Genomic DNA, 13,244 nt, shown 5'->3' on the forward strand with positions numbered 1-13,244 from the left:
AACCCCGCACCTTTGGGTGCGGGGTTTCCTGCGTTTCAGGGCACATTCAGCGAAACACGACGACAGACAGATGCAAGGGGGCCGATTGCCGGCCCCCTGTTCCTGCAACGTTCCTACAACCGGCCGGCCGTCTTCAGGGCCAGGTATGCGTCGGCGAGCTTGGGCGCCAGCTCGTCCGGGGTCGCATCCACGACCGTGACGCCGAGGCGGCGGAGATGGTCCGCTGTGCGGTTGCGTTCCTCGTGGGAGTGGGCCGCCGCAGCGGCCTGGTACACGGCGTCGGTGGTTCCCCGAGCCCGGGCCATGTCGGCGATGTGCGGGTCGGCCACGGAGGCCTGCAGCACCGTGTGCCGCTGGGTGAGCTGAGCGAGTACGGGGAGCAGGCCCTCCTCGATGGGTGCCGCGTCCAGGGTGGTCAGCAGCACGATCAGGGAGCGGCGCGGCGCGGTCCGCAGGGCCGTGGCCGTGAGGCCGTGGGCGTCGGTCTCCACCAGTTCGGGCTCGAGCGTGGCCATGGCGTTGACCAGGGACGGGAGGAGATCGCCGGCCGTGCGGCCCTGGACCAGGGTGCGCAGACGGCGGTCGTAGGCGAGGAGGTCGACGCGGTCGCCGGCGCGGGACGCCAGGGCGGCCAGGAGCAGGGCCGCGTCCATCGAGGCGTCCAGGCGGGGGATGTCGCCGACCCGTCCGGCGCTGGTGCGGCCGGTGTCGAGGACCAGCAGGATGTGGCGGTCGCGTTCCGGTCGCCAGGTGCGGACGGCGACGGTGGTCTGGCGGGCGGTGGCGCGCCAGTCGATGGAGCGGGTGTCGTCGCCGGGCACATAGTCGCGCAGGCTGTCGAATTCGGTGCCCTCGCCTCGGGTGAGGACGCTGGTGCGGCCGTCGAGTTCGCGCAGGCGGGCCAGTTTGCTGGGCAGGTGCTTGCGGCTGGTGAACGGGGGGAGGACCCGCACCGTCCACGGGACCTTGTGGGTGCCCTGGCGGGCGAGGAGGCCGAGGGGGCCGTAGGAGCGGATGGTGACGCGGTCGGCGTGCCGGTCGCCTCGCCGGGTGGGGCGCAGGCGGGTGGTGATGCGCCGGCGTTCCCCGGGCGGGACGACCACGCGGTGGCGGGAGGCCGTGTGCTCCGTGCCGGGCTGCCAGCTGCTCGGGGGCCAGGCGTCGCGGACGCGGGCGCGCAGCGGGCGGCGGGACGGGTTGGTAATGGTGAGGGTGACGTCGGCCGGGTCGCCCAGGCGTGCGGAGGTGTCGCCGGAGCGGGTGAGACCGAGGCGGCGCACGGGGGCGGCCAGGGCGTAGTCGCAGGCGCAGGCAAGTGCCAGGGGGCCGTTGACGGCGAGGATGCCCGTCCAGCTGGGTTCCCAGATGCCGACGGGGAGGGAGCCGAGGGCCGCGAGGAGGGCGGCGCGTCCGGTGACTGCCATCAGCGGGGGACGGGGACGTGGGCCAGGACGGCGTTGATGACCGCGTCGGCGGTCACGCCCTCCATCTCCGCCTCGGGGCGGAGCTGGACCCGGTGGCGGAGGGTGGGCAGGGCGAGGGCCTTCACGTCGTCGGGGATGACGTAGTCGCGGCCGGTCAGCCAGGCCCAGGCGCGGGCGGTGGCGAGGAGGGCGGTGGCTCCTCGGGGGGAGACGCCGAGGGAGAGGGACGGCGACTCGCGGGTGGCGCGGCAGATGTCGACGACGTAGGCGGTGATCTCGGGGGAGACGGTCGTCTTGGCGACGGCGGTGCGGGCGGCCTCCAGGTCGGCGGCGTTCGCGACGGGGCGCACGCCGGCGGCGCGCAGGTCGCGCGGGTTGAAGCCGTGGGCGTGGCGGGTGAGGACGTCGATCTCCTCCTGCCGGGAGGGCAGGGGGAGGGTGAGCTTGAGCAGGAAGCGGTCCAGCTGGGCCTCGGGCAGAGGGTAGGTGCCCTCGTACTCGACGGGGTTCTGGGTGGCCGCCACCAGGAAGGGCTCGGGGAGGGGGCGCGGGGTGCCGTCGACGGTGACCTGGCGTTCCTCCATGGCCTCGAGGAGGGACGACTGGGTCTTGGGGGGCGTGCGGTTGATCTCGTCGGCGAGGAGCAGGTTGGTGAAGACCGGGCCGGGCTGGAAGGAGAACTCGGCGGTGCGGGCGTCATAGACCAGGGAGCCGGTGACGTCGCTGGGCATCAGGTCGGGCGTGAACTGGACGCGCTTGGTGTCGAGTTCGAGGGTGGCGGCGAGGGCGCGGATCAGCAGGGTCTTGGCCACGCCGGGGACGCCTTCGAGGAGCACGTGGCCGCGGCAGAGCAGGGCGACGACGAGGCCGGTGACGGCGGGGTCCTGGCCGACCACGGCTTTGCCGATCTCGGCGCGCAGGGCTTCCAGGGAGGCGCGGGCGGCGGCCGGGTCCCCGGTGTGCGCGGCGTTGTCAGTGGTCGGGTCCATCATGGACGGCGTACCTCACTTTCGAGGGCGTCGAGTCGGTCGGCGAGCTGGATCAGGCCTGCGTCGTCGCCGGGGGGCGGGCCGAAGAGGAGGGCGTGCAGGGACTGTTGTCCGTCGCCGTGAAGGCGGGCGGACAGTGCGGGGAGCAGGGCCTCGGGCGTGTGCGCCCGGGTGACGGGGACGCCGACGAGGGGGGCGAGGCGCGTGCGGGTGGCGGAGCGAAGAGCGGTGGCGGCGCGGTCGCGGGCGTTCGCCTTGCGGTAGAGGCGGGCGCGGCCTTCGACGGTCTCGGAGGCGCGGATCGCGACGGGGAGTTTCTCGGGGACCAGGGGGCCGAGCCGGCGTGCCCGCCACAGGGCGGCCAGGGCTGCGGCGATGAACAGCTGCAGGGTGCCCCAGAGCCAGCCGGAGGGGAGGAGTTCGAAGAAGTCGCGTTCCTCCTCCTCGGTGGCGGAGCTGTCGGCGAGTGAGGGGAGGTACCAGACCAGATGCGGGCGGGAGCCGAGGAGTTGGAGGGCGAGGGAGGCGTTGCCCCCCTTGTCGAGGCGGTCGTTGAGCAGGATGTCGGGCGCGCCGATCAGGACGGTGTCGCCGTCGCCGGAGGAGGCGGGGATGCGCAGCAGGGTGGCCAGGCGCTCGCTGGGGTAGCACTCGTCGGCGCCGACGTGGGAGGTGGTGTAGCGGACGCCGCCGGTGTCGGCGCTGCCGGCGCGGCGGGCGGCGGGCATCGAGCAGCGGGGCTCGAGGGTGGTGTCGAGGCTGGTCGCGGGGGCGGCGGTGACGCTGGGGGCGAGCCGTTCGACGGAGGCGCTGCCGGAGGCGACCAGCACGGTGCGGCCGCCGGATCCGGCCAACGCCTGGCGCAGCCGGGTCTGCTGACGGGGGGTCAGCAGGTCGGGGACGGCGACCAGGAGGGTGGTGTCGGGGCCGGCCGCCGCGGCTGCCTCGTCCAGGGTGGTGACCACGCGGGTGTCCACGCCGCGGTCGGCGAGGAGTTCGGCGACGGCCCGGCTGCCGTTGGGGTCGGCGGAGCGCGGGTCGAGTTCGCCGTGCCGGCTGTCGGAGCGGACCACGGCAATGGCGACGGCCGCCGCGAGCAGCACGACCAGCGCGAGCACGATGCCGCGCGTGCGGGTCCACACCTGGCGGGCGCCGGGCGAGGCCGAGGTGGACGGGAGCGTGACCTCGGTCGTCATCCGGCGGCTCCCTGGCGGGTGTTGCGGTCCTGGGCGTCGGTGGTGCCGGCCGTGCTGCCGGCCAGGGGTCTGGTGCGTTCGAGGTCGCGGTCGAGTGCGGCGATGCGCCGGTACGCGTCCTCGGTGGCGGTGCGGCCGCCGTATGTCACGTCGTCGAAGGTCCGTGCGGCGGTGCGCAGGGCGTCGGTGTGGGCGGGCAGGGCGCGGCCCGCCTCGGCGGCGGCCTCGTCGGCGGTGCGGCCGGGGCGGATGTCGAGCAGGGCGCGCTCCTCGAGGGAGCGGACGATGGCCCGCATGCGCTCCTGCACGGCCTGGTTCCAGTGGCCTTGGGCGGCGTGGGCCTCGGCGGCCGCGCGGTGCTCGGCGGCGCTGCGGGGGCGGTCGTCGAACAGCGCGGGCGCGGAGGTCGGTTCGCGGCGGGGGGTGCCCAGGCGCCACCAGAGGGCGGCCAGCAGGGCGACGGCGGCCACGACGACGACGATCAGGCCGAAGGTGCCGCCGGGTGTGCCGGAGGAGGCGCTGGAGAGCAGGTCGTCGAGCCACTCCCAGAAGGCGTCCAGGGCGCGCTGGAACCAACTGGGGTCGTTCTCGTGGTACATGCGCTTGGACAGCTCCCGCCGGGCCGCTTCCCGCGCGGGGTCGCGCGGGACGGTGAGCGGCGGCTCCTCGTCTCCGCGCAGCACGGAGCCGAGGGCCGTCCCGACGGCGGCGGGCACGGCCGGCAGTGTTGCGACTCCCCCCGTGGTGAACACCGCATCAGCTCCCGGGGGTGGCGCCGGAGTCGTAGCCCGGTACGCCCGCGGCGCGGGCCAGTTCCAGGTCGAGGGCCTCGCGGCGGATGCGCTGGTCGATGTAGAGCAGCACGATGACGCCGGCCACGATCGGGAACATGATCAGGGTGCCGATGACCGCGCCGATGCCGTTGATGAGGAGGAACGTCCAGCCGACCTCGCCGGGGTTGTCGAGGAACCCGGTGACGCTGCCGGTGCCGAGGGCCGCGGCGAGGAACGTGAACGGGATGCCGATGACGGAGGCGACGACGTTCGCGATGACCCAGGCGAGCAGCTGTATGCCGAAGATCCGCCACCAGGAGCCGTGGACCAGCCGGGCGGAGCGCTTCAGCGCCCGGGTGATGCCCTGCTTCTCCAGCATCAGCGCGGGCGCGGCCAGGGAGAGCCGGACCATCAGCCACAGGGCGATGACGCCGGTGCCGATGATGCCCAGGATGCTCAGGGCGACACCGGGGCCGGTGGCGCCCGCGGCGGCCGCCAGGATGCCGGGCAGCGATCCGGCGCCGACGATCACGGCGGGGATGAGCAGCAGCACGCCGATCAGGCCGAGCAGTCTCAGGATCTGCGGGCGGGCGTCGCGCCAGGCCTCGCCCGTGGTGACGGGCCGGCCGAGCACGGCGCGGCTGGTGACCGTGGCGAGCAGGCCGGTGGCGGCGACGACGCCGACCAGGGTGATCAGGAAGATCAGGCCGTTGGCGAGCAGCAGGTCGCCCAGGGCGCGGGTGGCCTCGCCGGGCGAGGGGCTCGGGTCGTTCAGCACCTCGCTGCCGGAGGTGTCCAGGACCAGGCGCTGGACGGGGAGGATCACGATCTGGGTGATCACCGCCAGGGTCAGCGCGATACCGAGGACCGTGCGCCAGTAGGTGCGCATGGTGGCGACGGCGCCGTCGAGGATCTCGCCCACGCCGAGCGGACGGAGCGGGATGATGCCGGGCTTGGCCGCGGGCGGAGGGCCGCCCCAGCCGGCTCCCCAGCCCCCGCCCCAGCCGGGGTGAGCGTGCGGGGCGGGCGGCGGGGGCGCCTGTCCGGGGCCGGCCTGGGGGCCGGGTGCGCCGGTGGGCGCGGACCACTGGTTCGGCGGCGGCTGCTCCTTGGACCACTTCACGCCCGGGCCCTGGGGCGTCTGCCCCGGCTGGGCGTCCTGCGGGGACCGTCCCGGCTGCTGCGGCCACTCGCCGGGCTGCTGCGGCTGCTGGGGGGCGTCGGCGGGCTGCTGCGCCTGGGGCCGGTCGGTGGGCTGCTGCTGCGCTTCGGGCCGGTCGGCAGGTGCCTCGCCGGCGTCCCGGTGGCCGGCGGGACCGGGGCCGTTGCGGTCGGCGGGCTCGGCAGGGCCGGACGTGCCGGGCTCCTGCCCCTCGGACGGGGCGGATCCGGGCGAGGCCCAGCCCGGAGTGTCGTTCATCGTCGCTCCTTCACGGTGCCCGTCCGCGGTCGCGGCGGCAGGTTGGCAGCCATCGTGCCATGGGGTGGTCATCGGGTGACCGGGCGAGGTAGTGGCTGCTCCGCTTCAATTGTCCGCGCTTCAGGGGGCAGACTGGCCGCATGGCTGATCAGTACGCGCACAGCGGCGACACCAAGCGGCCGACCGAGATCCCGGCGATCCGCTGGGAGGAACCACCCGAGGGCCCCGTGCTGGTCCTCCTCGACCAGACCAGGCTGCCGGCCGAGGAGGTCGAGCTGGTCTGCACGGACGCATCGGCGCTGGTGGAGGCGATCCGCTCGCTCGCCGTGCGCGGGGCTCCCCTGCTCGGCATCGCCGGGGCGTACGGGGTGGCGCTCGCCGCCGTGCGCGGCTTCGAGGTGGACGACGCGGCGGCGGCGCTGGAGAGCGCCCGGCCGACCGCGGTGAACCTGGCGGTGGGGGTCCGCCGGGCCCACTCGGCCTACCAGGAGGAGCTGGCCCGCACCGGCGACCCCCGGGCGGCGGCCGCGGCCGCGCTGGCCGCGGCACGCCGGCTGCACCAGGAGGACGCCGAGGCCAGCGCCCGCATGGCCGAGCACGGCCTGGCACTGCTCACCGAGCTGCTTCCCGGCGGCGGGCACCGCATCCTGACCCACTGCAACACCGGTTCGCTGGTGTCGGGCGGGGAGGGCACCGCGTTCGCGGTGGCGCTGGCCGCGCACCGGGCGGGTCAGCTGCGGCGGCTGTGGGTGGACGAGACGCGTCCGCTGCTGCAGGGCGCCCGGCTGACGGCGTACGAGGCGGCCCGCAGCGGGATGGCGTACACGCTGCTCACGGACAACGCGGCGGGATCGCTGTTCGCGGCGGGCGAGGTGGACGCGGTGCTGATCGGGGCGGACCGGATCGCCGCCGACGGGTCGGTGGCGAACAAGGTCGGCAGCTACCCGCTGGCGGTGCTGGCCCGCTACCACCATGTGCCGTTCATCGTGGTGGCGCCGGTCACGACCGTGGACCCGGGCACCCCGGACGGGTCGGCCATCGAGGTCGAGCAGCGGCCCGGGCACGAGATCACCGAGATCACGGCACCCCAGGTGCCGGTGGCCGGCGCGGAGGCGGGCGGCGGGATCCCGGTGGCCCCGCTGGGCACGCAGGCCTACAACCCGGCGTTCGACGTGACGCCGCCGGAGCTGGTGACGGCGATCGTCACCGAGGAGGGCGTGGTCTCGCCCGTGACCGCCGAGGGGCTCGCGGAGCTGTGCGCGAAGGCGCGCTCGGCCCCCGCCGGCTGAGCGGCGGCCGGAAGTTTTCGCCGGCCGGCGGCGGCCCCCGGCGGCCGGGGGCAGACAGTGACCGTGGCGTACGACTATCGTCACGGGGCAGTGACGTGCCTCACCAGCGCCTTCGCCACCGTTATGAGAATGGGATGATGTCGTTTATGAAGGGACGAGTCCTTGTCGTCGACGACGACACCGCACTGGCCGAGATGCTCGGCATTGTGCTGCGTGGTGAGGGTTTTGAGCCGTCTTTCGTGGCTGACGGCGACAAGGCGCTGGCCGCTTTCCGCGAGACCAAGCCTGATCTGGTGCTGCTGGACCTGATGCTGCCCGGCCGGGACGGCATCGAGGTGTGCCGTCTGATCAGGGCCGAGTCCGGGGTGCCCATCGTGATGCTCACGGCGAAGAGCGACACCGTCGACGTCGTGGTGGGTCTGGAGTCCGGCGCCGACGACTACATCGTGAAGCCGTTCAAGCCGAAGGAGCTGGTCGCCCGCATCCGGGCGCGCCTGCGCAGGTCGGAGGAGCCGGCACCGGAGCAGCTCGCCATCGGTGACCTGGTGATCGACGTGGCCGGCCACTCGGTGAAGCGGGACGGGCAGTCGATCGCCCTGACGCCGCTGGAGTTCGACCTGCTGGTCGCGCTGGCCCGAAAGCCGTGGCAGGTGTTCACCCGTGAGGTGCTGCTCGAGCAGGTCTGGGGCTACCGTCACGCGGCCGACACCCGCCTGGTGAACGTGCATGTGCAGCGGCTGCGCTCCAAGGTCGAGAAGGACCCGGAGAAGCCGGAGATCGTGGTGACCGTCCGTGGTGTGGGGTACAAGGCAGGACCGAGCTGACATGTCCCGGGACAGTGCCGCTTCGGCGCCCGGGCGGTCCGGGGGCCGTCCGGAGCGGCCTGTCGGCCGGAAGCGGGCGGGCTCCCGCTGGGGAGCCCTGCTCGACGGCGGGCTGCTGCAGGGCGGAGTCCAGGGCAGCCCGGTGATCCGGCTGTTCATGCGCTGGGTGCGCAGGCCGCTGCTGCCCGTGATGCGGCTGTGGCGGCGCAACATCCAGCTCAAGGTCGTCGTGACCACGCTGCTGATGTCGCTGGGTGTGGTGCTGCTGCTCGGCTTCGTGGTGATCGGGCAGGTGCGCAACGGTCTGCTGGACGCCAAGGTGAAGGCCGCGCAGAGCCAGGCCGTCGGCGGGTTCGCCGTGGCCGAGCAGAAGGCCGACCAGGCCTCCGGCGTCACCGGCGACGACGGCGCCGCGCCCGTGGACGGCAAACCGTCGACCAGCGTCATCCAGTGGATGAGCGACCTCGTCGAGTCGCTCGCCAGCGGCGGCCAGGGCGCCTTCCACGTGGTCACGCTGCCCGCCGGCGACGGCAGCGGCAGCGGGCGCGGCCCGCGTGCCACGGGGCAGGTCATCGCCGTGGCCAGCGTGCCCGAGGAGCTGCGCGAACGGGTCAACTCCAGCTCCACGGCCGTGCAGAGCTACACCCGCATCATCTACGAGAAGGCCGAGTCCCAGCCGGGACTGGTCATCGGCAAGCAGATCAACGACCCCCACAACAACCCCTACCAGCTCTACTACCTCTTCCCGCTGACGCAGGAGGAGAAGACGCTGAGCCTGGTCAAGGGCACTCTGGCGACCGCCGGGCTGTTCGTGGTCGTGCTGCTCGGGGCCATCGCCTGGCTGGTGGTGCGGCAGGTCGTCACGCCGGTGCGGATGGCGGCCGGGATCGCCGAGCGGCTGTCCGCCGGGCGGCTGCAGGAACGGATGAAGGTCACCGGCGAGGACGACATCGCACGGCTCGGCGAGGCCTTCAACAAGATGGCGCAGAACCTCCAGCTGAAGATCAGCCAGCTCGAGGACCTGTCGCGGATGCAGCGCCGCTTCGTCTCCGATGTCTCGCACGAGCTGCGCACCCCGCTGACCACGGTGCGGATGGCCGCGGACGTCATCCACGAGGCGCGCGAGAACTTCGACCCGGTCACCGCCCGCTCGGCCGAGCTGCTCGCCGACCAGCTGGACCGGTTCGAGTCGCTGCTCGCCGACCTGCTGGAGATCAGCCGCTTCGACGCGGGCGCGGCGGCGCTGGAGGCGGAGCCGATAGACCTGCGCGACGTGGTGCGCCGGGTGGTCACCGGTGCCGAGCCGCTCGCCGAGCGCAAGGGCACGCAGATAAAGATCGTCGGCGACCACCAGCCGGTGGTGGCGGAGGCGGATGCGCGGCGCGTGGAGCGCATACTGCGCAACCTCGTCGTCAACGCGGTCGAGCACGGCGAGGGCAAGGACGTCGTCGTCAAGCTCGCCGCGGCGGGCGGCGCCGTGGCGGTCGCCGTCCGCGACTACGGCGTGGGACTCAAGCCGGGCGAGGCGACGCGGGTCTTCAGCCGCTTCTGGCGGGCCGACCCGGCCCGGGCGCGCACCACCGGCGGCACCGGCCTCGGCCTGTCCATCGCCCTGGAGGACGCCCGGCTGCACGGCGGCTGGCTGCAGGCCTGGGGCGAGCCGGGAGGCGGCTCGCAGTTCCGGCTGACGCTGCCGAGGACGGCGGACGAGCCGCTGCGCGGATCCCCGATACCCCTGGAGCCCAAGGACTCCCGCCGCAACCGCGGCCTCGACGACGCCGGCCTGCCCAGTGGCGGCGGTGACGGCGGCAAGCGGGCCACGGTGCCGGCGCAGCAGCCGGCCGCGGGCGTCACCGCACGGTCCTCCCGGGACCCGCTCGCCAAGCGCCCGGCCACGGCAGCACCCACCGCCGACCCGACGGCCCTGCCCGGCAACGGCACCCGTGTGGTGGCCCGGCAGGCGACCGCGGAGCGGCAGCGCAGCCAGACCCCGTCCGTGGCGGCCGTCGCGGGGCCCGTCACGTCGGACGGGACGCCACCGGTGGTCGTGCCGCCGGCGGAGAACGCAGAGGACACAGCGGACGCAGCCTGCCCCGGCCCGGAAGCCGCGGCCGGCGGGGACGAGGCACCCACCGTCGGCGCGGCGGGACGCGCCGGGGCACAGGACAGGCACGACGGACAGGACAGGCAAGGGGAGGCGACACGTGGGCGGTAGCCGGATCCGGGCCGGCCGGGCCAGGCCGGTGCGGCGAGCGGTGGGCGCCGCCCTCGGAGCCATGCTGCTGGCCGGGTGCTACTCCATGCCCGACAGCGGGGACCTGCAGGAGGTCGAGTCCACCCCTCGCCAGGACACCCAGGTGCGGGTGTTCCCCAACCCGCCGAGCGAGGACGCCACGCCCACACAGATCGTGCAGGGCTTCCTGGAGGCGCTCACCAGCGACGACCCGCAGTACAAGACCGCACGCCAGTATCTGACCGCGGACGCCGCCAGGACCTGGCGGCCGGAGCAGTCCACCACGGTGCTCGCCGACGGACCGGACGCCCGGGAGGACCGCCCCGTGCGCGACGACTCCGCCTCCGATGTGCGGTCCTTCCGCCTCACCGGCACCCGGGTCGCCACGGTGGACGCCCAGCGCTCCTACGCGCCCACCACCGGGGAGTACGACCAGCTGCTGCACCTCACCCGGGACACCGAGAACCGCCAGTGGCGCATCGACGGGGTGCCGCAGGGCATCGTGATGGGCAAGTCGGACTTCGAGCGCAACTTCATGTCCGTCAACAAGTACTACTTCGCCTCGAACACCGCGGACCCCGCGCCCGGCACGCCCCCGATGGCCGTCGCCGACCCCGTCTACGTCCGCAGCCACGTCGACCCGACCACCCAGATGGTGCGCTCGCTGCTGAAGGGGCCCAGCACCTGGCTGAAGCATGTGGTCAGGTCGGGCTTCCCGTCGGGGACGGCGCTGGCGAAGGACGCCGGGGCGCTCGCCCCGGACGAGCGGGGCAAGCTGACCGTGCCGCTCAACGACCGGGCGGCGGGGGCCGGTCTCAGCCGCTGCGAGGAGATGGCCGCCCAGCTGCTGTTCACGCTGCGCAACCTCAGCCCGGTCGTGGAGGAGGTCGATCTGCGGGCCGGCAAGAAGCAGCTGTGCTCGCTCACCCAGGACGGCGCGGAGAGCGTGGCCGTACGCGGCTCGCAGCGGCCCCCCGAGTACCTGTACTACCTCGACAAGGACCGCAAGCTGGTGCGGATCTCAGCGAGCGACCCCGAGGCCGACCCCGAGCCGGTGCCCGGCGCGCTGGGCGAGGGCGGGCGGGCGCTGCGGTCGGTGGCGGTCGCCCGTGACGAGCGCACCGCTGCCGGGGTCACCATCGGCGGCCGGTCGCTGTACGTGGGGGCGATGGTGTCGGGCGGTTCGCTCGGCGAGCCCGTGCTGCGCAGCCGGGGCAAGTCGGAGAAGGACCGGCTGACCACGCCGAGCTGGGACGCCCAGGGCGGGCTGTGGGTGGCCGACCGGGACCCGGAGCGGCCGGGCCTGTATCTGCTGGAGAAGGGCCGCGGCGAGCCGCTCGAGGTGCGCACGCCGGGCCTCGACGGCCGCATCCAGTCCGTCCGGGTGGCCGCCGACGGGGTGCGGATCGCGCTCGTCGTGGAGAAGGGCGACCAGCGCTCCCTGCTGATCGGGCGGATCGAACGCAGCAGGCCGCAGGAGCGGACCGACGAGCGGCCCACGGTCACCGTGCTGGAACTGCGCTCCCCGGCGCCCGAGTTGGAGCAGGTCACCGCGATGTCGTGGACCGGGGACAGCCGGCTGGTGGTGGTCGGACGCGAGGAGGGCGGCGTCGAGCAGATGCGCTACGTCGACGCCGACGGCTCCACCCCGGACATCCCGCCGCCCGCCGCACTCACCGGCGTCAAGGACGTCACCGCCTCCGCGGACGACCAGGTACCCCTGGTGGCCCACTCGGTCGACGGGATCGTGCGGCTCCCGTCGGGCGCCCAGTGGCAGAAGGTGACCCAGGGCTCGGCGCCGGCCTATCCGGGGTGAGGCCGGTTGGACGGCGGGTGCCTGCCTGTCGGGGGTGAGGCTGGTTTGACGGGGGTGCCTGCCCGTCCCGGGGTGATGCCGGTCTGACGGGTGCCTGTCCGCATGCCGGGTGGGGTCTGCCCGGTGGTCGGTGGACTGTCCGCCCGTCCGGGGTGATGCCTGCCTGCCGGGGCGTCTGCCTGTCCGGGGTGGTGCCCGTGTGACGGGGCAACCTGTCCGCCTGCTGGGGGTGTTCCCCGCGGGCTGGGGGAGCGTCCGCCCGTCCGGGGTGACGGTCCCCTGTCTGCCGGGGGCGCCTGCGAGTCGGGGGTGACACCCGCCTGACGGGGGAAGCCGTCCGTCTGCCGGGGTGTTGTCCCCTGGCTGGCGATCGCCCGCCCCTCAGCGGTGACGCCAACCTGACGGGGGTGCCCGTCTGCCCGGGGTGACTCCCCGACGAACTGGGTGCGTCTGCCTGTCCGCGGGGTGATGCCGGGCTGACCGGCGTCTTCTGCCCGTCCGGAGTGATGCCCGTGTGACGGGGGAACCCGTCTGCCTGTCGGGGGTGTTCCCACTGGCTGGCGGACCGCCCGCCCGTAGAGCGGTGACGCCGATCTGACGGGGGGTGCCTGCCTGTCCGGGGTGATGCCTGTCCAACTGGGTGCGTCTGCCTGTCCGCGGGGTGATGCCGGGCTGACCCGGGGGCCATCCGCCCGTCCGGGGCGACGCCCGTCTGACAGGGACCCGTCGTCGGCCTGCCGGGGGTGATGCCCGCTATCCGGGGGCGCCCGCATGTCCGGCTCGGCGTGGGCCGGGCGGAGTTTTCCACAGGGGTGGCCGGGCGTCGTGGGCGTTGGCACAGTGGGGCCATGCGGGGCTGGTGGCAGGACCTCACCGACCTGGTGCTCCCGACCGAGTGCGGCGGTTGCGGCAGGGCCCGCGCGGTGCTCTGTGACCGGTGCCGTGCCGCGCTGGGCGGGTCGCCTCCTCGCCGGGTGCGCCCGGAGCCGGAGCCGCCGGGCCTGCCGGTCGTGCACGCCTCGGCCCCCTACGCCGACGAGGTGCGGGCGACGCTGCTCGCTCACAAGGAGCGCGGCGCCCTGGCGCTGGCCCGGCCCCTGGGCGAGGCGCTGGCGGGTGCGGTGCGGGCCGCGTTGCGGGCACGGACGCGGCGGCAGGCCCAGCCGGTTGCCGGCTGCCCGGTGGTGGGTCCGCTGCTGGTGCCGGTCCCGTCGTCCGGGCGGGCCGTGCGGGCGCTCGGGCACGCCGTCGCCTACGCGCAGTGGCGGCGGGACGCCGCC

The 13,244-nt window shown here is 74.3% G+C and carries 10 protein-coding genes; 5 read left to right on the forward strand and 5 right to left on the reverse strand.

Annotated elements, in window-relative coordinates; genetic code table 11:
- Positions 1–113 precede the first annotated feature (113 nt).
- Genes ABD207_RS31565 through ABD207_RS31585 form a run of 5 tightly spaced genes read right to left on the reverse strand, consistent with a single transcriptional unit; the run spans position 114 to position 5,802 of the window.
- Complete coding sequence (locus tag ABD207_RS31565) at positions 114–1,424, reverse strand: DUF58 domain-containing protein (RefSeq protein WP_344016744.1); 1,311 nt, start codon at positions 1,422–1,424, stop codon at positions 114–116.
- Positions 1,424–2,413 (reverse strand): AAA family ATPase, encoded by a 990-nt coding sequence (locus tag ABD207_RS31570; RefSeq protein WP_206318046.1) that lies wholly within the window; start codon positions 2,411–2,413, stop codon positions 1,424–1,426. Before ABD207_RS31570 ends, ABD207_RS31565 begins: the two co-directional genes overlap by 1 nt.
- Entirely contained in the window at positions 2,413–3,609 is a 1,197-nt protein-coding gene (locus ABD207_RS31575; protein ID WP_344016745.1) for a DUF4350 domain-containing protein, read from the reverse strand. The genes ABD207_RS31570 and ABD207_RS31575 overlap by 1 nt, the downstream gene beginning before the upstream one ends.
- The gene (locus tag ABD207_RS31580) at positions 3,606–4,325 is read right to left on the reverse strand and encodes a DUF4129 domain-containing protein (protein WP_344016746.1); all 720 of its coding nucleotides are present in this window, start codon (positions 4,323–4,325) and stop codon (positions 3,606–3,608) included. Before ABD207_RS31580 ends, ABD207_RS31575 begins: the two co-directional genes overlap by 4 nt.
- A gap of 40 nt (positions 4,326–4,365) precedes the next feature.
- The gene (locus tag ABD207_RS31585) at positions 4,366–5,802 is read right to left on the reverse strand and encodes a glycerophosphoryl diester phosphodiesterase membrane domain-containing protein (RefSeq protein ID WP_344016747.1); all 1,437 of its coding nucleotides are present in this window, start codon (positions 5,800–5,802) and stop codon (positions 4,366–4,368) included.
- 140 nt (positions 5,803–5,942) lie between these two features.
- Here ABD207_RS31585 and mtnA point away from each other — a divergent pair, with 140 nt between their 5' ends.
- The 5 genes from mtnA to ABD207_RS31610 all read left to right on the forward strand — a co-directional run.
- A complete protein-coding gene (gene mtnA, locus ABD207_RS31590; protein ID WP_344016748.1) occupies positions 5,943–7,091 on the forward strand; it encodes an S-methyl-5-thioribose-1-phosphate isomerase in 1,149 nt (382 codons plus the stop codon).
- Between the two features lie 134 nt (positions 7,092–7,225).
- Positions 7,226–7,915 carry a two-component system response regulator MtrA gene (mtrA, locus tag ABD207_RS31595; RefSeq protein WP_003975799.1) on the forward strand — a complete coding sequence of 230 codons (690 nt, stop codon included), beginning with the start codon at positions 7,226–7,228 and terminating at the stop codon, positions 7,913–7,915.
- A gap of 1 nt (position 7,916) precedes the next feature.
- Positions 7,917–10,130 (forward strand): MtrAB system histidine kinase MtrB, encoded by a 2,214-nt coding sequence (gene mtrB / locus ABD207_RS31600; RefSeq protein WP_344016749.1) that lies wholly within the window; start codon positions 7,917–7,919, stop codon positions 10,128–10,130.
- A complete protein-coding gene (locus tag ABD207_RS31605) occupies positions 10,120–11,964 on the forward strand; it encodes an LpqB family beta-propeller domain-containing protein (protein ID WP_425580882.1) in 1,845 nt (614 codons plus the stop codon). The genes mtrB and ABD207_RS31605 overlap by 11 nt, the downstream gene beginning before the upstream one ends.
- Positions 11,965–12,812: 848 nt before the next feature.
- Positions 12,813–13,244: ComF family protein (locus ABD207_RS31610; protein ID WP_425580883.1), on the forward strand; the 432-nt coding region annotated here is incomplete at its 3' end.

Origin of the sequence: Streptomyces thermospinosisporus, assembly GCF_039526425.1 — a bacterium.
GTDB classification, from domain to species: domain Bacteria; phylum Actinomycetota; class Actinomycetes; order Streptomycetales; family Streptomycetaceae; genus Streptomyces; species Streptomyces thermocarboxydovorans.